We start from the raw sequence: 17,519 nt of genomic DNA on the forward strand, positions 1-17,519 counted from the left end.
ACCGTCACCCCCGAACCCGGACCCGACTCCGGGACCGGGCCCGGTCCCCGACCCCTCACCGTCTCCGGTCCCGCCGGGCCCGGAGCCGGTGCCGAACCCGGAACCGGGGCCACCGCTCAGCTGACGCCGACCACGTGAACACAGGGGAGGAGGGACACCGAACGGTGGCCCTCCTCCCCTGTCGGGCTCAGACGACGCTCAGCCCGTCACCTCGGACCGGTCCCCGCCCCACAGCGTGTGGAACGAGCCGTCCCGGTCCGTGCGCCGGTAGGTGTGCGCCCCGAAGAAGTCCCGCTGCCCCTGCGTGAGCGCGGCGGGCAGCCGCTCGGCGCGCAGCGCGTCGTAGTAGGCCAGCGCCGCCGCGAAGCCCGGGGTCGGCACACCCTGCCGCGTCGCCGCCACAAGGACCTCGCGCCAGTCGTCCTGGGCGTCGGCGATCTCCTGCGCGAACGTGTCGTCGGACAGCAGGCTCGGCAGGTCCGCGCGGGTGTCGTAGGCGGACCGGATGCGGTCCAGGAAGGCCGCGCGGATGATGCAGCCACCGCGCCAGATCGCCGAGACGGCACCCAGGTCGATGTCCCAGTCGTACTCCTCACGGGCCGCCGCGATCTCGTGGAAGCCCTGCGTGTACGACACGATCTTCGAGGCGTACAGCGCCTGCTCGACCCGGTCGGCGAAGGCACCCGCCTCCGACTCGCTCAGCGGCGACGCCTTGGGCCCGGCGAGACCGCGGGACGCCTCACGCAGCTCCGCGTGCCCCGACAGGGACCGCGCGAAGACCGCCTCCGCGATGCCCGACACCGGGACACCCAGGTCCAGGGCGATCTGCACGGTCCAGCGGCCCGTGCCCTTCTGCTCCGCCTGGTCCACCACGACGTCCACGAACGGCTTGCCCGTCGCCTCGTCCACGTGGGAGAGCACCTCGGCCGTGATCTCGATCAGGTACGAGTCCAGGCGACCCGTGTTCCAGGTGCGGAAGATGTCGGCGATCTGGCTCGGGGAGTACCCGGCCACGTCCCGCAGCAACTGGTAGGCCTCACCGATCAGTTGCATGTCGGCGTACTCGATGCCGTTGTGGACCATCTTCACGAAGTGCCCGGCGCCGTCAGGGCCGACGTGCGTCACACAGGGCGCCCCGTCCGCGGCCTTCGCGGAGATCTTCTCCAGCATGGGGCCGAGAGAGTCGTACGACTCCTTCGGGCCGCCCGGCATGATGCTCGGGCCGTGCAGCGCGCCCTCCTCGCCGCCGGAGACCCCCATGCCCACGAAGTGGATGCCCTGCTCGCGCAGTTCGCGCTCCCGGCGCCGGGTGTCCGCGAAGTGCGCGTTGCCGCCGTCGATGATCATGTCGCCGGGCTCGAGCAGCGGCGCGAACTCCTGGATCACCGCGTCGGTCGGCTCACCGGCCTTCACCATGATGACCAGCCGCCGCGGCCGCTCCAGCGCCGCCACGAACTCCTTGGCGGTCTCGGCCGCGATGAAGTCGCCCTCGGAGCCGAACTCCTCGACCAGGGCGTGCGTGCGCGACGCGGTCCGGTTGTGGAGGGCGACCGTATAGCCGTTGCGGGCGAAGTTGCGGGCCAGGTTGCGGCCCATGACCGCGAGGCCCGTGACGCCGATCTGCGCTGTGTTGCTCATACCGCCTGCTCCCAAAAGATCCTGTGGATCGCGTAGGTCATGTATCGCTGCTGCAAGTCCTGCTTGTCAGTATCGTCCACCGGACATCCTGGCCTGTCGGAGGAGTGTCCGCACACCAGGGATACGGTTCGGGCGCCTCGTTGCGTTCAGCCGGGGACACCGGTCCGAAGAGCGCCCCTACGCGGCTGGTTGCCGCCTTGTCATGGCCTGTTCGCCGCGCTTACTTTTGCCCCTCCTGGCGCATTGACGCATGTTTAGGGGGAGGCCTCCATGGCCGTACGCGGCCGGCACCGCCGGTATCAGCCGAACAGGATCAACCGCGCCTCGCTCACCGTCACCGCGGGCGGCGTCGGCATCGCGGTCCCGCTCATCGGCACCGGCACCGCCCACGCCGCCGACGTGGACACCTGGAACAAGGTCGCCGCGTGCGAGTCCAGCAGCAACTGGAGTATCAACACGGGCAACGGCTATTACGGCGGGCTCCAGTTCACCCAGTCCACCTGGGAGGCGTACGGCGGCGCCCGGTACGCGGGGCGAGCGGATCTGGCCACCAGGGACCAGCAGATCGCCGTGGCCGAGAAGGTGCTGGACGGACAGGGACCGGGCGCCTGGCCGGCGTGCTCGGTGCGGGCCGGGCTGACGCGCGGGGGCTCCACCCCGGACATCCAGCCGCCGACGAGGAAGACGTCCTCCGGCCAGGGCGTCCAGCCGCTCACCGAGAAGACCGCCTCCGTGCGGGACGTCCAGCCGCAGACCACCCCGCAGTCGCGGGCCGGGTCCGCCCAGATGTACACCGTGGTCCGGGGCGACTCGCTCTCCGCGATCGCCGACGCGCACAAGGTCCGGGGCGGCTGGCGGGGGCTGTACGCCGCCAACCGGCAGACGGTCGGGGCCGATCCCGACCTGATCCTGCCCGGCCAGCGGCTGGAACTACGGGCCACCGCCACCACGCCGACCACCACCGGCCACACCTCGACGAAGAAGACGTCCTCCGACACCCGCAAGAGGACCGAGAAGACCGAGAAGGCCGCGGACACCGGCCTGGTGGCCCCCGTGCACGCCGCCCTCGGCACCCCGTACCGCAAGGCGGGCTCCGCCTGGTCGAAGGGCTATCACACCGGCGTCGACTTCGCGGTGCCCACCGGGACGTCCGTGAAGGCGGTCGCGGCCGGGAAGGTCGTCACCTCGGGGTGGGGCGGCTCCTTCGGCTACCAGGTGGTGATCCGGCACGCCGACGGCCGCTACACGCAGTACGCCCACCTGTCCGCGATCTCCGTGAAGGCGGGACAGTCGGTGGGCGGCGGGCAGCGTATAGGCCGTTCGGGTTCCACCGGCAACAGCACGGGCCCGCATCTGCACTTCGAGGTGCGGACGGGGCCCGGCTTCGGTTCGGACATCGACCCGGTGGCGTATCTCCGGGCCGGCGGCATCAGGATTTGACACGGGTGCGGTGCCGGTCCAGGACCGGCATCGGGATGTACGCGGCGCCGTAGAAGGGGCCGTAGTACGCCGGGGGCTCGCCGCCCGGGTCCGGGAGCTCCTCTTCGGACGAGCCGTCCCCCGGCGCCGTCTGGGGCGCGGCGGGGGCCGGCATCAGCAACTCCTCGCGCAGGGCGGCGACCTGCTCGACGAACACGCCCTCGCGCACGAGAGCATCGGCCGGTTCCTCGGCGGGCGCCGGGACGAACACGTCCTCGTCGTCGAGGACCGCGGCCTGCGACGGCTCGGCGTGGGTGCGCTGGATCCGCTCCGTCGTCAGCAGGATCAGTCCGCCCGCCGCCACCACACCGCAGCTCAGGGCGAGCGCGGTGCCCGTGGTGCCGTAGCGGAAGGTTTCTCCGAACATCGTGATGCCGACCACCGCCGCCACCACCGGGTTCACGACCGTCAGTGTCGCCAGCGGGGCCGCGAGACCGGCGCCGCGGTAGGAGGCCTGCGACAGCATCAGTCCGGCGGTGGCCAGGACGGCGATCGCGGCCAGCGAGGGCACCTCCGCCGCCGACACGCCGCCGTCCCAGTCGACGGCGACGGTCTTCGTGAACACCGAGGACATGCCGAACGCTATGCCGGACGCGGTCGCGAGCAGCACGCTGCGCACCACCGGGTGCCGGTGCGCGGCCCGGCCCGCGATCATCAGCGCGACCACCGCGGCGGCCGTCACCAGCCCGGCGAACACCCGCTGCGGCGTGCTCAGCGAGTGCGCGTCGGAGGTTCCCACCAGGGAGAGCAGACCGGCCAGACCCACCGTCGCCATGATCGCGCCCCGCCAGGCGGTGGCGCCGGCCCTGCGGCCGACGAACAGCGCGGCCATCGGCAGCGCGAACACGATCGTCAGGGCGCCCAGCGGCTGGACCAGGCTGAGCGGCCCGTAGGCGAGCGCCACCACGTGCAGCAGTCCACCGAGGCCGTTCAGCGCGACCGCCGCCCACCAGCTCGGCCGGCGCAGCGGCGCGTACTGCTCGTCGGGGTGCGACACCGCGACCTGCTCCTGCACGATCGCTCCGCCCGCGTAGGCGACGGCGGAGACGAGGGAGAGGAGCACGGACAACGCGAGGGCACTCATGAGCTGCTCCTCTGCGTGAAGCGGGGGCTGGCTGCCCGGCGCGACGAACGGTCGTCTTCCATGACCAACACGATGCCGGGAAAAGTTCTTCCCGTCGTCGTACCTGAGCACGCAATGGGTCCTACTGCCGATGGAGTACAAAGGGGTCCGTGTCCTCCCCAAGGCGGGTGACACGGGGTGGAGGCCCCCTGAGGGGTACCCCTACGGGCCCTGGTACTACTGCTGGTCGTGGACCTGGACCCTGATCTCACGGCGCTGCGACCGCTCGGCGCCTTCTTCGTACTACGCACGATCGGCGGCACTGCCGCGACATCACGTCCGGCGCTGCCGACCCTCGCACAAGTCTACGAGAATCGGGGATCGGATGTTTACGGAAATGCACTGACTTATCGGGTCCAGAAGGTCGCTGGCGCCCTGCGTGCTCCCGAGCCCCGGATCGCCGCCTCCATCGCCCACCAGGGCCTCGCGGCCCGGCTGTGGTCGGTGGCGCTCGGCTGCGCGGCCGTGTACGGCCGGATTCCCGACCTCGCGCCCCGGCGGTTGCACTGGGACCCCGCCGCGAGCGCCCCCGGCGACCTGTGGCTGGATGAGGTCGAGCCGCTGCCGGGCGACGCCGAGACCGTCGCCGATGTCGTGCTGCACGGCCACCTCGAACCGCTCACGGCGGCGCTGCACGCCGAGTACCGGCTCGCCACCGGACTGCTGTGGGGCAACGCCGCCTCGGCGCTCGCGGGCGCCGCCCGTCAGCTGCTGGCCCACCGCCCGGACGTCTCCGCGCGCACCCGCGACCTCACGGCAGGGCTCCTCGCCCACCCTCTGCTCACCGGCACGCTCGACGGCACCACCCTCCGCCGCCGCTCCTGCTGCCTGTACTACCGGTTGCCGGGAGGCGGGGTGTGCGGTGACTGTTGCTTCACACGAGCCCCGCGCTCTTCCCCGCGCGGCGCATCTGGGTGACCATGAAAGCCGATCAGCCGCTGAGAAGGGGGTACCGGGTGCGTGTGGGCCTGCTGACCCGGGAGTACCCGCCGGACGTGTACGGCGGCGCGGGTGTCCATGTCGAGTTCCTTTCCCGCGAGCTGAGGTCCCTCGTCGACCTCGACGTGCACTGCTGGGGGGAGGTCTCCCTGAAGGAGCGGGCCGCGGGCGTGATCCGGCACCGGCCCTGGTCCGCGCTGGACACCGCCAACGACGCGCTGCGCACCTTCTCCGTGGACCTCTCCATGGCCGCGGGCCTCGAAGACCGCGAACTGGTCCACTCCCACACCTGGTACGCCAACCTCGCCGGCCACCTCGGCAAGCTGCTGCACGGCATCCCGCACGTGATGACCGCCCACTCCCTGGAGCCCCTGCGCCCCTGGAAGGCCGAGCAGCTCGGCGGCGGGTACGCGCTGTCCAGCTGGGCCGAGCGCACCGCGATCGAGTCCGCCGACGCGGTGATCGCCGTGTCGGGAGCCATGCGCGAGGACATCCTCGGCTGCTACCCGGCGCTGGATCCGGCCAAGGTCCACATCGTGCACAACGGCATCGACACCGCCCTGTACCGGCCCGACCACGGCACCGAGGTACTGGACCGCATCGGCCTTGACCGCGATCGCCCGTTCGTGCTGTTCGTCGGCCGCATCACCCGCCAGAAGGGCGTACCGCACCTGTTGCGCGCGGTGCGGGACATCGATCCGGCCGCGCAGGTCGTGCTGTGCGCGGGCGCCCCGGACACTCCCGAGATCGACCGGGAGTTCCGCGAGCTCTTCGAGGAACTGAGCCGGGTCCGTGAGGGCGTGTACTGGATCCCGCAGATGCTGCCGCGCCCCGAGGTGATCCAGCTGCTGACCCATGCGGCCGTGTTCGTCTGCCCGTCGGTGTACGAACCCCTCGGCATCGTCAACCTGGAGGCGATGGCCTGCGGCACTCCCGTGGTGGCCTCGCGGGTCGGCGGTATCCCCGAGGTCGTGGACGACGGCAGGACGGGACTGCTCGTGACCGTGGACGACGCGTTCGAGACGGCCCTCGCCGGGGCACTCGACTCGGTGATCGGCGATCCGGCGACGGCACGCCGGATGGGCGAGGCGGGCCGGGAGCGCGCGGTGGGCGAGTTCGGCTGGGACGCGGTCGCCCGGCGTACGGTCCGGTTGTACGAGGAGATCGTCAAACAGGCGTAGTAGACCCCGCACAAGGGCAGTGATGGATCAACCAGGGTGAGGGGAGCGGCCATGCGTCGTGGCGGACCTTCGGTGCTCGGCATCGTACTCGCGGGCGGAGAGGGCAAACGCCTGATGCCCTTGACCACAGACCGCGCCAAGCCGGCGGTCACCTTCGGAGGCACGTACCGGCTGGTCGACTTCGTCCTGTCCAACCTCGTCAACGCCGACATCCTGCGCATCTGCGTGCTCACGCAGTACAAGTCGCACTCGCTGGACCGGCACATCACGACCACCTGGCGGATGTCGAGCCTGTTGGGCAACTACATCACGCCGGTGCCCGCCCAGCAGCGCCTCGGACCGCGCTGGTACCTGGGCAGCGCGGACGCGATCCTGCAGTCCCTGAACCTGCTCTACGACGAGCGCCCCGAGTACGTCGCGGTCTTCGGCGCGGACCACGTGTACCGCATGGACCCGCGCCAGATGCTCGCGCAGCACATCGAGTCCGGCGCGGGCGTCACGGTGGCCGGGATCCGCGTCCCGCGCTCCGAGTCCCCGTCGTTCGGGGTGATCTCCCCGGGCTCGGACGGCCTCACGGTGGAACGCTTCCTGGAGAAGCCCGCCGACCCGCCCGGCCTCACGGACGACCCGGAGCGCGTGTTCGCCTCCATGGGCAACTACATCTTCACCACCAAGGCCCTGATCGAGGCGCTCCAGCGGGACTCCGAGGACGAGCACTCCGTGCACGACATGGGCGGCTCGATCCTCCCGCAGCTCACCGACCGCGGCGAGGCCCAGCTCTACGACTTCAGCGCCAACCACGTACCGGGTGAGACCACCCGTGACCAGGGCTACTGGCGGGACGTCGGCACCCTGGACGCCTATTACGACGCCCATATGGACCTGATCGCCGAGCGCCCGGCCTTCAACCTCTACAACCGGCAGTGGCCCATCTACACCCACTCCGGCCAGCTCTCCCCGGCCCGCTTCAACTCCGGCGGCATCGCCAGCGAGTCCATCATCAGCGCGGGCTGCCTGATCCGGGGCCAGGTCACCCGGTCCGTGCTCTCACCCGGCGTCCTGGTCGACCCGGGGGCCGTGGTCCAGGGCTCGGTGCTGCACGACAACGTCAAGATCGGGCGGGGCGCGGTGGTCCGCGGCGCCGTCCTCGACAAGAACGTCGAGGTCCCGCCGGGCGCCACGATCGGCGTGAACCCGGAGCGGGACGCTGAGCTGTACACCGTGTCCAAGGGCGGGGTGATCGCGCTCGGGAAGGGGCAGCTGGTGTCCTAGGGGCCCGTCCGGCGGGTCAGGCCTGCGTCCGGGGCATCGAGGGGGTCGGCGCCCACTCCTCGAGCGGGTGTCCCAGCGGCGTTGCCGTCACTCGCCGGCTCGGCCGGGCGAAGCCGGCCGTCCGCCGGGTCAGTCCTGTCCTCGCAGGGACTGGAAGTTCTTCATGATCACTTCACTGGTCCTGCGCAGCTCGTCCGAGGGACTGATCTGCAGATACTCGCTGCCCGGTTCGGTGTGGACGGGCACATGCCCCGCGGGGGCGTAGAACGCGTCGCCCTCGTGGTACACCTCGTCGTGGTCCGCGAAGTGGAAGGTGAGTTCGCCCCGGAAGACGTAGCCCCAGTGCGGGCACTGGCAGCGGTCGTCGGGCAGCCCCTTGAGCAGGGGCCGGTGGTCGACGTCCTCGCGGAATGTCAGGAAGTCGACCGTGTAGTCGCCGAACTCCTCGGCGCGGTCGACGACCGCCCCGAAGTCGCCGCCCTGGGTGGCCGTGTCACGGGAAACCTTCGGCATCTCCGTCGCCTTCTTCCGGCAGAGGAGGGTTCTTGTGCCCATTGTCCGCGCGGGGCGGGCCGACGGCATGCGCTGGCGCACTTGTGCCGCGGCGGCAACGGCGCCGTCTACACCCAGATCTCGGACGTCGAGGGTGAGCTGAACGGGCTGCTCACCTACGACCGCGAGGTCCTCGAACCGGACGTCGAACGGGTCCGGGCCTCGCACCGGGCCCTCATCCGGGACGCGTCCCGGGCGACTCCGGCAGGGTGCTGATGACCCACGGATGAACCACATCAACACCATGTGTCCCGCCCCTTTCCCCAGGGGTGGGACTTAATCTGCTGTTAACTGTGCGTAGCTTGATCGTACTTGACCGTAATCGCCGGAGGGCGATTGACTGACTGGCCCACCCGTTGTCGACGCGAGGCAAGCCATTGACATCTGACCTGCTGGCACCTCTCGACCTGGCGTTCTGGAACATGGAGTCCGCCGAGCACCCGATGCACCTCGGCGCGCTCGGCGTCTTCACGGCGCACTCACCCACCGCCGGCGCCCACGCGGCCGACCTGCTCGCGGGCCGGGCCGCCGCCGTGCCCGGCCTGCGGATGCGGATCCGGGACGTGTGGCCGCTCGGCTTCCCGTACGCCTTCGGGGGCGCCGCCCGCGTCCCCGACCCCGACTTCGACCCGCTCCGGCACGTCCTGCTGCACGCCCCGACGACGGACTTCCACAGCGAGGCCGGCCGGCTCATGCAGCGGCCGCTGGACCGTGAGCGGCCGCCCTGGGAGGCGCACGTGCTGCCGGGGGAGGACGGCGTCTCCTTCGCCGTGCTCTTCAAGTTCCACCACGCCCTGGCCGACGGACTGCGGGCACTGACGCTCGCCGCCGCCGTCCTGGACCCGATGGACCTGCCCGTACGCAAACCTCGTCCCGAGGAGCCCGCGAAGAGCCTTCTCCCGGACGTGCGCAGGCTGCCCGAGCTGGTCCGGGGTGCCGTCTTTGACCTGGGCCGCGCCCTCGACATCGGTGCGTCCGTCGCCCTGTCCTCCCTGGGCGTGCGCTCCTCCGAGGCTCTCGTCTCCGAGCCGAGCGGTACCCGGCGCACCGCCGGAGTCGTCGTCGACCTCGACGACGTGCACATCGTCCGCAAGAGCCGCGGCGGCACCGTCAACGACGTCCTGATCGCGGTCGTCGCGGGCGCCCTGCGCCGCTGGCTGGACGAGCGCGGCGACGGCAGCGAGGGCGTGACCCCCCGTGCCCTGATCCCCGTCTCCAGGCGTCGCCCGCGCACCGCGCACCCCCAGGGCAACCGGCTCTCCGGGTATCTGATGAGGCTTCCGGTCGACGACCCCGACCCGCTGGGCCGCCTCGACACGGTCCGCACGGCCATGAACCGCAACAAGGACGCGGGCTCCAACCGGGGCGCGGGAGCGGTCGCCCTGCTCGCCGACCACGTCCCGGCCCTCGGCCACCGACTCGGCGGGCCCCTGGCCGGTCAGGGCGCCCGGCTGTGGTTCGACATCCTCGTCACCAGCGTCCCGCTGCCCGGCGTCGGCCTGAAGCTCGGCGGCAACCCGGTCACCGAGGTCTACCCGTTCGCCCCGCTCGCCCGCGGCCAGTCCCTCGCGGTCGCCATCTCGACGTACCGGGGACAGGTCCACTACGGCCTCGTCGCCGACGGGGAAGCGGTGCCCGACCTGGACCTGCTGGCGCGAGCGCTGCGTGAGGAGGTGCAGGAACTGCTGGTCGCCTGCGGTTCTTGATCGTTTCCGATGTGCGGGTGGGGCCCGGCCCTGAAGTAAAATTTCGCGTTCGACCAGCGGACGCGGCCACAGCCGCACGGGTGACCAGGGAAACGGCAGCGCGATGACGGTGACAGAGGACGGCTCGGCGACGACCATGGACGAGGTCGTGCACGAGCCCGGTGACGAGGTCGTATACGGCCCCGGCATCGACCCGGAGCGGCTGGCCGTCTGTCTCGGCGTGCTCGAGGAGCTCGACACGCTGGAGGTCGACCACCCCGACGCGATCGCCGTGCGCCGGGCCACCGCCGCGGTCTACCGCACCGTGAAGCAGCGCCGCAGGCAGGAGCGCCGGGCCGCCAAGACCGCCCACGACAAGGCGGTCACGGAGGCCACGGCGACCGGCTCCGCCCAGCGCATCGACGACGAGACCGAGGGCATCCTGCCGAGGTCGGTGACCGAGGAGGGCCGGGTCGCGGGGATACTCCAGCGCCCGCGCTCCTGCTACACCTGCAAGACCCGGTACGTCGAGGTCGACTACTTCTACCACCAGCTCTGTCCGGACTGCGCCGCCCTGAACCGCGCCAAGCGCGACGTCCGCGCCGACCTCACCGGCAAGCGCGCCCTGCTCACCGGCGGCCGCGCCAAGATCGGCATGTACATCGCGCTCCGGCTGCTGCGCGACGGCGCGCACACCACGATCACCACCCGTTTCCCCAAGGACGCCATCCGCCGCTTCAAGGCCATGGACGACTCCGGGGACTGGATCCACCGCCTGGAGGTCGTCGGCATCGACCTGCGCGACCCGGCCCAGGCCGTGGCCCTCGCCGAGCAGGTCGCCGAGGCGGGCCCCCTCGACATCCTCGTCAACAACGCCACCCAGACCGTACGGCGGCTGCCCTCCGCCTACGCCGCGTTGGTCGACGGCGAGAGCGCCCCGCTGCCCGCCGGTGAACTCCCTGCCCACCACGTCATCGGCGCCTTCGGGTCCGGTGCGGTCGACGGACTGGCCTCCCTGCCCGCCGGGATCTCCGGCCTCGACGCCCAGCAGGTCGCCGACCTCGCCCTGGTCGCGGGCAACGCCAGCGTGGCCCGGCACCTCGACGGCACCGCCATCGACGCGGGCGGCCTCGTCCCCGACGTCGTCGACAGCAACACCTGGGTCCAGACCATCGAGCAGATCTCCCCGGTGGAGCTCCTCGAAACCCAGCTGTGCAACTACACGGCACCGTTCATCCTGATCAGCGCCCTGCGCCCGGCCATGGCCGACGCCGCGAAGAAGGCCGGGAGCGGACGCTCCTACGTCGTGAACGTCTCGGCGATGGAGGGCGTCTTCGGCCGCGGCTACAAGGGCGCCGGCCACCCCAACACCAACGCCGCCAAGGCCGCCATGAACATGGTCACGCGGACCAGCGCCCAGGAGATGTTCCAGAGCGACGGCATCCTCATGACCTCGGTCGACACCGGCTGGATCACCGACGAGCGCCCCCACTTCGACAAGCTCCGCCTCGCCGAGGAGGGCTTCCACGCCCCCCTGGACCTGGTCGACGGCGCGGCCCGCGTCTACGACCCGATCGTGCGCGGTGAGGCCGGCGAGGACGTGTACGGGGTCTTCCTGAAGGACTACGCGCCCGGGAAGTGGTGAGCCGCTGATCGCGCGTGTGGCCTGGTCCGCGCCGGGAACCCGGGCGCCGTGGGACAGCGCACGGGAGGTTCTCATGAGCGATCAGCACGGTATCGATCCACGCGCGCACAGTGATCCGCGCAACGTCTATCCCAGCGACGAGGAGTTCTACTCGGGCGACCGCCCCCACGACGCCACTCTGCCCGAGGACCGGCCCCGCGGTGGCGCCACCTCACACCGGGGCAGGCTGGCCACAGTGGTACTGATCGTGTTCATCGCCCTGGTGGTCATCGCCTGGGTCTTCGCGCTTCCGTGAGCGATCCGTGACGAGGTGCGGTCACGGCAGCGGTGGCGTGGACGAGCGAAGACGATCGTGGACGGCGTACGCCCCGGCGTGCGCCGCCCGCACCCGCGTCCCCCCGTCCACCAGCAGATCCGCCCCGGTGATCCACGCGGCCGCGTCGGACGCGAGCCACACCACGGCCCGCGCGATGTCCTCGGGCTCGCCGATACGGCCCAACGGCAGCTCGACGGGACCCTGCTCCCACACGAACCGCGCCATCTCCGTGCGGACGAGACCGGGCGAGACGGAGTTGACCCGCACCTTCGGCGCCAGCTCGCCCGCCAGCTGCTGCGTGAGGTGAAGCAGCGCCGCCTTGCCGGTGCCGTACGCGCCGACGTTCGGGCCCACGTGCCCGGCGCCCTCCGTGCAGATGTTGACCACCGCGCCGCCGTGCTCCCGCATCCACCCCCGCCACACCTCCTGCACCAGTCGCAGCGGTGCCTCGACGTTGACGGTGAAGGCCTCACGCCAGGCCTGGGGATCCACGTCCATGAGGGGGCCGTACGGCTGGTTCGTCGCCGCGTTGTTGACCACTATGTCGATCCGGCCGAACTCGCGCAGCGCGAGGTCCGCCAGCGCGCGCAGGTGGGCCGGATCGGCGACGCTGCCCGCGAGCCCGATGCCGCCGAGCCCGGCGGCGGCCCGCCGGACGTCCTCCCGGTCCCTGGCAGTGACGCACACCAGTGCCCCGGCCTCGGCCAGTTGCCGCGCGACCTCGTGCCCGATGCCGCGGGTCCCGCCGGTCACCAGGGCGCCCCTGCCGTGCAGTCCGTACGACGACGTCATCGCCGTACCGTCTCATGACGGGCCGTCAGGAAACAGACGTAGGCCGATCGGGTGACTTCGGAAAAGGGCACGAAGGGGCAAACAGCCCAGAAAGTGGGGGGAGCAACGCAGGGAATTGCAATGGTTACACCTTGTTTTCATCCCCTATCGAGCGCGCCCCCGCTCATCTGGTTAATCTGTAGCGGACGGACGGCAGTACGGGGTCCCACCCACACCCATAGTCCGTCCCGGGACAAGCCGGTCACCACGGCCTGCTCTCACTGAGTTGCCGGCGCCACCGCGTCCGACCCGATCTCGACCCAGACACGAGCGGACGCCCAGGCACGGACCGTAGGTTGAACAGGTACGTCCCGAGGGTGAGCCCGACACATAAGGAGTGCGCGGTGACACCGGAAAAGACGAATCGCGAGCAACGCCCCAAGGAACGCCCGGAGCGTGCGGGCCGCAGGCCCGGGGACATCGGCAGCCTCGACGTGTGGGCGCGCTCCGCCCCCATCCGGCTCGCGGGCTACGAGGACGACCTCGCAGAGCCCCACATCCTGCCCAGCGTGGACTGACCGCAGGACCTTCGCGATCGCCGACGGCATGGGCGTGCGAGACTCACGCCCATGCTGATCAGAGAAGCCGTGGCCGACGACTGGCCACGGATCTGGCCGTTCTGGCACCGGATCGTCGCCGCGGGCGAGACCTACGCCTGGGACCCGGACACCTCCGAACAAGCCGCGCGCGACCTGTGGATGCACCCCGCCAAGCGCGTCCACGTCGTCGAGGACGAGACCGGCACCCTCGTCGCCTCGGCCTATGTGACCCCCAACTACGGCGGTCCCGCCGCCCGGATCGCCAACGCCGGCTTCATGGTCGACCCGGACCGGGGCGGCCGCGGTTACGGCCGCGCCCTCGCCGAGCACATCCTGGCCGCCGCCGCGGCCGACGGGTACCGGGGCATGGTGTTCAACGCCGTCGTGGAGACCAACCCGGCCGTGCGGCTGTGGACTTCGCTCGGCTTCACGGTCCTCGGCACCGTGCCGGACGCCTTCGACCACCCCCGGCACGGACCGGTCGGCCTGCACATCATGTACAGGGCCCTGTAGTCCGCCTCCGGTCCCGGTGTTCAGTCGAGCGGCGCCGTCCGCCGCCACGGCTGCCGCCGCTCCAGTTCCTCCGCGACCTCCAGCAGCACCGTCTCCGACCCGGGCCGGGCCACCAGTTGGACGGCGGTGGGGGCGCCCGAGGGCAGGGTGCCGAGCGGGACCGACATCGCCGGCCAGCCGGTGAGGTTCCACGGCGGGGTCAGCGGCGAGTAGGCGGTGTTGACGAGGACATTGCGCAGCCAGCCCCGCTCGTGCCAGGCCTCGGCCTTGGGGGAGCGGCGGGCCAGCGCCGGCAGCGCCAGCACGTCGTGCTCGGCGAAGAACGGCTCCAGTCGCTCGCGCAGCTCCTGTCGAGCCCTGCCCGTCCGCACGGACTTGACGAAGCGCCGGCCGATCGCCGCGTGCACCCGGGTGCGCCGGGCCAGCAGCCGCGGGTCCAGCCCCTGCGTGTCCACCGAGGTGCCCGCCGTCCAGGTGGCCAGCGAGGTCACGCCCAACGAGAGCGGGTACGGCGGGTCGGCGCGCCGCACCTGATGCCCCGCCTTGATCAGCAGTCCGGCCGCCTCGCGGACCGCGTTCGCGTAGGGAGCGCTGATGGTGACTCCGGCGAGCGGGCTGCGCAGGGACACGGCGACGTCGAGCGTGGCGGCAGCGTCCCGTCGTAGGAAATCGGTGCCGGCGATGACCGAGAGCAGCAGGCGGGCGTCCTCGACCGTGGTCGCGAGGGGGCCGTTCTCGGACATGCCGAACCAGTCGCCGTCGCTGATGCCGGCCGGCACCACCCCCGAGCCGGGCTTCAGTGTGACGAGCCCGCAGTTGGCCGCGGGGATGCGCAGGGAGCCCATGCCGTCGTTGCCGAGGGCGATCGGGACCAGTCCTGCGGCGACCGCGGCGGCGCTGCCACCGGAGGAGCCGCCCGCCGTGCGCGAGGTGTCCCAGGGGTTGCGGGAGGTGCCGTGCACGCCCTCGGTGGTACCGAAGACGCACAGCTCCGGGACGTTCGTCAGCCCCACCACCACCGCGCCCGCGGCCCGCAGCCGGGCCACGACCTCGTGGTCGGCCCCGGCGGGCGTGTCCGGGGTCGCGGCGGTGCCGACGCGGTTCGTCTCGCCGCGCACGGCGAGGTTGTCCTTGACGGCCACGGGCACGCCGGCCAGCGACAGTTCACCGAGATCGCCCCGGGAGCCCACCTCGTCGGCCTCCGCCAGTGCCGCTTCGGCGCGCACCACCCGGAACGCCCCGATCCGCCCGTCGAGCTTCTCGATCCGGGCGAGATGCTCGGCCACCACCTCCCGGGGCGTGGCCCGCTTCTCGCGGACGGCGGCGGCGATCTCGGCGGCGGTACGGCCGACCCAGCTGGTCACGTGCGCTCCTCGGGCTACTCGCGAGTACGTAGGGAGAACTCTGCCCGGAGGGAGACGCCACGTCGAGAGTGCCGGCGCTTGGACATGCGGACGGGGTTCCCTTGCCCGTGCTCTCTTGTGGTTACTCGGGAACCGTAGGAGAGTCTGATCGTGACCAAGCAATTCACGGGCTCGCCCGAAGACGCGGACCTGCGGCGCGCCGACTCGCTGGCGCGGGAGATCTTCTCGGACGTCGCCAACAAGTGGGCGTTCCTGATCATCGAGGCCCTCGGAGAGCGCACCCTGCGCTTCAGCGAGCTGCGCCACGAGGTCGAGGGCGTCAGCCACAAGATGCTCACCCAGAACCTGCGCATGCTGGAGCGCTACGGTCTGGTCGAGCGGGAGGTGTACCCCACGGTGCCGCCGCGCGTGGAGTACACCCTGACCGAGCCGGGCCAGGCCCTGCGTGCCACGGTCGACGGCATGTGCGGCTGGACCCACCAGTACCTCGGTCACATCGAGGCCGCGCGCCGCCGCTTCGACGAGTGACGGGCGGCCTGCACGCGCATCAGCGCAGTCCTGCGAAGAGGTCCTTCTCGGGGACGGCCGCGCCGGTGGCGTCCTGGACGCGTAGGAAGGTCTCCGTGCCCATCAGCTCGCCGAACCTCTCCTTGCCCATCCCGAGGAAGAAGATGTTGTCGCCCTGGCTGGCGTGCGCGGCCAACGCGTCGAACTTCTGGCCGCTGAACGCGGTGGCGTCCACCCATGTGGTGATCTCGTCGTCCGGCAGGCCGATCTCGGCCAGCGCGGCGGCCTCGGCCGGATCGGGCTCCGGCATGTCCTCCTGGAACTCGCGCATGATCTCGCCGAACTGCTGCATCCTCGAGCGGGGCATCGTGGTCCAGTACACCTTCGGCGTCAGATCGGTCATCTCCAGCGCGGCCATCGTGATGCGGTGGGCCTGGATGTGGTCGGGGTGGCCGTAGAAGCCGTTCTCGTCATAGGTGACGACCACATCGGGCCGGTAGTGCCGCATGAGTTCCGCGAGCCGGGCCGCGCCTTCCTGCACAGGGGTCTGCCAGAAGGATCCGGGCGCGTCGTTGCTCGGCCAGCCCATCATCCCGGAGTCGGCGTAGTCCAGCATCTCCAGATCGCTGATCTTCAGAACCTCGCAGCTGGCCTCGAGTTCCTGGCGGCGCAGCCGGGCGACCGCCGCGGGATCGTGCCCGGGGTCCCCCGGCTTGACACCCCCCGGTCCGTCACCACAAGCGCCGTCGGTACAGGTCACGAGCACCGTGCGGACGCCTTCCGCCGCGTACCTCGCGAGGACCCCTCCGGTGCCGGTGGCCTCGTCGTCGGGGTGGGCGTGCACTGCCATCAGCGTCAAGGGCCGGTCTGTCATGAAAAAGTCCTCCTGCGGACACACGTCTTGATCCAAGCGCGGCGGCACACCGCGATCAGGGGCCGTATCGCCCCTCGGTCGGTGCAACCGTGCCGGACGGACCGGCTGTTCCCGGCGCGGCCGCTTGTTTTCCCGGCTGTCGGTGTTGCGACGCGGACGAGATGCGGGGGCGTACGGGCAGGCGTCGCCGTCGTGGGCTTCCCGCGCGGTCGCCGCAGCCGGCCGCGTGCCTGCATCTCGGCCTCGTTCACGCCCCGAGCTGCGCCCGCAGCCACTCCTCCACCTCGCCCACATGGGCGGCCGCCGCCGCGCGGGCCGCCTCCGGGTCGTGGGCGACCAGGGCGCGGTGGATCGCCGCGTGCTCGCGCCGGGTGCGCTCGAAGGCGCCCTCCTCCTGGTAGCCGCGCCACACCCTGGCCCGGAAGGTGCGTGAGGACAGGCCCTCCAGGATCGCCGCCATCGTGTCGTTGCCGGCCGCCACCGCGATCTCGCGGTGGAAGGCCAGGTCGTGGGCGAGGATCTCCTCCGGGTCGTCGGTGGCGTTCATGGCCGTGAGGTGTTTCTCCACCTCGGCGAGCTGGTCGGGTGTGATGCGGGCGGCGGCCAGCGCGGTCGCCGTCGACTCCAGGATGCGGCGCACCTCCAGCAGTTCCACCAGCTGCGGGCCCCGGGACAGGTCGGCGACCACGCCGAAGGTCTCCAGCAGGTCACCGGCGTCCAGCTGGGTGACGTAGATGCCCGAGCCGTGCCGGGCCTCCAGCACCCCGAGGACCGTCAGCGCGCGGATCGCCTCCCGCATCGAACTGCGGGAGATGCCCAGTTGTACGGCCAGATCACGCTCGGTCGGCAGCCGCTGGCCCGGCTCCAGCCGGCCCCCGCCGATCATCGCCTTGATCTGCTCGATGGCGCGCTGCGTCACGGTGCCCTTCTGCGGGGCTGTCTCGTCCACGCCACTCCTCCACTCACCGGGTGCCGGTCGCCGGGTGCGCCGCAGTCTAACCGTCGAGGTGGTAGGACCACTATGGCCGGAAGACGGGAAAATATGCCGCCAGAGGGTATTG

At 71.3% G+C, this 17,519-nt stretch carries 17 protein-coding genes and 1 pseudogene; 11 read left to right on the forward strand and 7 right to left on the reverse strand.

Annotated elements, in window-relative coordinates; genetic code table 11:
- Positions 1-198 precede the first annotated feature (198 nt).
- Positions 199-1,638: an NADP-dependent phosphogluconate dehydrogenase gene (gene gndA, locus ACFVYN_RS26375; RefSeq protein ID WP_390002435.1), complete on the reverse strand. Its 1,440-nt coding sequence runs from the start codon at positions 1,636-1,638 to the stop codon at positions 199-201.
- A 270-nt stretch (positions 1,639-1,908) separates the two neighbouring features.
- On the opposite strand from gndA, the gene ACFVYN_RS26380 reads away from it, so the two are divergent.
- The gene (locus ACFVYN_RS26380; RefSeq protein ID WP_390002437.1) at positions 1,909-3,078 is read left to right on the forward strand and encodes a transglycosylase family protein; all 1,170 of its coding nucleotides are present in this window, start codon (positions 1,909-1,911) and stop codon (positions 3,076-3,078) included.
- Here ACFVYN_RS26380 and ACFVYN_RS26385 read toward each other — a convergent pair.
- Complete coding sequence (locus ACFVYN_RS26385) at positions 3,068-4,201, reverse strand: DMT family transporter (protein WP_390002439.1); 1,134 nt, start codon at positions 4,199-4,201, stop codon at positions 3,068-3,070. The genes ACFVYN_RS26380 and ACFVYN_RS26385 overlap by 11 nt on opposite strands.
- Before the next feature lie 210 nt (positions 4,202-4,411).
- Here ACFVYN_RS26385 and ACFVYN_RS26390 point away from each other — a divergent pair, with 210 nt between their 5' ends.
- The 3 genes from ACFVYN_RS26390 to glgC are packed head-to-tail and all read left to right on the forward strand — an operon-like array spanning position 4,412 to position 7,632.
- The gene (locus ACFVYN_RS26390) at positions 4,412-5,158 is read left to right on the forward strand and encodes a (2Fe-2S)-binding protein (RefSeq protein ID WP_390002516.1); all 747 of its coding nucleotides are present in this window, start codon (positions 4,412-4,414) and stop codon (positions 5,156-5,158) included.
- 38 nt (positions 5,159-5,196) lie between these two features.
- Positions 5,197-6,360, forward strand: coding sequence for a glycogen synthase (gene glgA, locus ACFVYN_RS26395; RefSeq protein ID WP_390002441.1), 1,164 nt, complete (start codon positions 5,197-5,199; stop codon positions 6,358-6,360).
- 51 nt (positions 6,361-6,411) lie between these two features.
- On the forward strand, positions 6,412-7,632 hold the full coding sequence (gene glgC / locus ACFVYN_RS26400; protein WP_390002443.1) for a glucose-1-phosphate adenylyltransferase: 1,221 nt from the start codon (positions 6,412-6,414) through the stop codon (positions 7,630-7,632).
- 129 nt (positions 7,633-7,761) lie between these two features.
- Here the strand turns inward: glgC and ACFVYN_RS26405 are convergent, their stop codons facing one another.
- Entirely contained in the window at positions 7,762-8,145 is a 384-nt protein-coding gene (locus ACFVYN_RS26405) for a hypothetical protein (RefSeq protein ID WP_390002445.1), read from the reverse strand.
- Positions 8,146-8,220: 75 nt separating this feature from the next.
- Between ACFVYN_RS26405 and ACFVYN_RS26410 the strand changes: the two are divergent.
- From ACFVYN_RS26410 to ACFVYN_RS26425, 4 genes and pseudogenes are all read left to right on the forward strand, one after another.
- Positions 8,221-8,400, forward strand: a pseudogene (locus tag ACFVYN_RS26410) (hypothetical protein); the annotation flags it as partial.
- Between the two features lie 161 nt (positions 8,401-8,561).
- Positions 8,562-9,890, forward strand: a complete 1,329-nt coding sequence (locus ACFVYN_RS26415; RefSeq protein ID WP_390002447.1) for a wax ester/triacylglycerol synthase family O-acyltransferase — start codon at positions 8,562-8,564, stop codon at positions 9,888-9,890.
- 103 nt (positions 9,891-9,993) lie between these two features.
- Positions 9,994-11,514, forward strand: a complete 1,521-nt coding sequence (locus ACFVYN_RS26420) for an SDR family NAD(P)-dependent oxidoreductase (RefSeq protein ID WP_390002449.1) — start codon at positions 9,994-9,996, stop codon at positions 11,512-11,514.
- A gap of 73 nt (positions 11,515-11,587) precedes the next feature.
- Complete coding sequence (locus ACFVYN_RS26425; protein WP_390002451.1) at positions 11,588-11,809, forward strand: hypothetical protein; 222 nt, start codon at positions 11,588-11,590, stop codon at positions 11,807-11,809.
- 21 nt (positions 11,810-11,830) lie between these two features.
- Here ACFVYN_RS26425 and ACFVYN_RS26430 read toward each other — a convergent pair whose 3' ends face one another.
- Positions 11,831-12,622 (reverse strand): SDR family oxidoreductase, encoded by a 792-nt coding sequence (locus tag ACFVYN_RS26430; protein ID WP_390002452.1) that lies wholly within the window; start codon positions 12,620-12,622, stop codon positions 11,831-11,833.
- A gap of 383 nt (positions 12,623-13,005) precedes the next feature.
- On the opposite strand from ACFVYN_RS26430, the gene ACFVYN_RS26435 reads away from it, so the two are divergent.
- Together ACFVYN_RS26435 and ACFVYN_RS26440 are read left to right on the forward strand one after the other, a co-directional pair.
- Positions 13,006-13,179: a hypothetical protein gene (locus tag ACFVYN_RS26435; RefSeq protein WP_007386357.1), complete on the forward strand. Its 174-nt coding sequence runs from the start codon at positions 13,006-13,008 to the stop codon at positions 13,177-13,179.
- Positions 13,180-13,230: 51 nt separating this feature from the next.
- Positions 13,231-13,713 carry a GNAT family N-acetyltransferase gene (locus tag ACFVYN_RS26440; RefSeq protein ID WP_390002454.1) on the forward strand — a complete coding sequence of 161 codons (483 nt, stop codon included), beginning with the start codon at positions 13,231-13,233 and terminating at the stop codon, positions 13,711-13,713.
- Between the two features lie 20 nt (positions 13,714-13,733).
- On the opposite strand, the gene ACFVYN_RS26445 is transcribed toward ACFVYN_RS26440, so the two are convergent.
- On the reverse strand, positions 13,734-15,077 hold the full coding sequence (locus ACFVYN_RS26445) for an amidase (protein ID WP_390002456.1): 1,344 nt from the start codon (positions 15,075-15,077) through the stop codon (positions 13,734-13,736).
- Between the two features lie 147 nt (positions 15,078-15,224).
- Between ACFVYN_RS26445 and ACFVYN_RS26450 the strand changes: the two genes are divergently transcribed.
- Positions 15,225-15,605, forward strand: a complete 381-nt coding sequence (locus tag ACFVYN_RS26450; protein WP_390002518.1) for a winged helix-turn-helix transcriptional regulator — start codon at positions 15,225-15,227, stop codon at positions 15,603-15,605.
- A gap of 19 nt (positions 15,606-15,624) precedes the next feature.
- Here the strand turns inward: ACFVYN_RS26450 and ACFVYN_RS26455 are convergent, their stop codons facing one another.
- Together ACFVYN_RS26455 and ACFVYN_RS26460 are read right to left on the reverse strand one after the other, a co-directional pair.
- Complete coding sequence (locus ACFVYN_RS26455) at positions 15,625-16,458, reverse strand: PIG-L family deacetylase (RefSeq protein ID WP_390002458.1); 834 nt, start codon at positions 16,456-16,458, stop codon at positions 15,625-15,627.
- 247 nt (positions 16,459-16,705) lie between these two features.
- Positions 16,706-17,407 (reverse strand): FadR/GntR family transcriptional regulator, encoded by a 702-nt coding sequence (locus ACFVYN_RS26460; RefSeq protein WP_390002459.1) that lies wholly within the window; start codon positions 17,405-17,407, stop codon positions 16,706-16,708.
- Positions 17,408-17,519 lie beyond the last annotated feature (112 nt).

This window comes from Streptomyces sp. NPDC058307, from assembly GCF_042880295.1.
Taxonomy (GTDB): Bacteria; Actinomycetota; Actinomycetes; order Streptomycetales; family Streptomycetaceae; genus Streptomyces.

Bases quoted from the DNA above. Each gene is read 5' to 3' on its own strand.
- gndA (WP_390002435.1), bottom strand. From the start codon at position 1,638: ATGAGCAACACAGCGCAGATCGGCGTCACGGGCCTCGCGGTCATGGGC.
- ACFVYN_RS26380 (WP_390002437.1), top strand. From the start codon at position 1,909: ATGGCCGTACGCGGCCGGCACCGCCGGTATCAGCCGAACAGGATCAAC.
- ACFVYN_RS26385 (WP_390002439.1), bottom strand. From the start codon at position 4,201: ATGAGTGCCCTCGCGTTGTCCGTGCTCCTCTCCCTCGTCTCCGCCGTC.
- glgC (WP_390002443.1), top strand. From the start codon at position 6,412: ATGCGTCGTGGCGGACCTTCGGTGCTCGGCATCGTACTCGCGGGCGGA.
- ACFVYN_RS26405 (WP_390002445.1), bottom strand. From the start codon at position 8,145: ATGCCGAAGGTTTCCCGTGACACGGCCACCCAGGGCGGCGACTTCGGG.
- ACFVYN_RS26420 (WP_390002449.1), top strand. From the start codon at position 9,994: ATGACGGTGACAGAGGACGGCTCGGCGACGACCATGGACGAGGTCGTG.
- ACFVYN_RS26425 (WP_390002451.1), top strand. From the start codon at position 11,588: ATGAGCGATCAGCACGGTATCGATCCACGCGCGCACAGTGATCCGCGC.
- ACFVYN_RS26430 (WP_390002452.1), bottom strand. From the start codon at position 12,622: ATGACGTCGTCGTACGGACTGCACGGCAGGGGCGCCCTGGTGACCGGC.
- ACFVYN_RS26440 (WP_390002454.1), top strand. From the start codon at position 13,231: ATGCTGATCAGAGAAGCCGTGGCCGACGACTGGCCACGGATCTGGCCG.
- ACFVYN_RS26455 (WP_390002458.1), bottom strand. From the start codon at position 16,458: ATGACAGACCGGCCCTTGACGCTGATGGCAGTGCACGCCCACCCCGAC.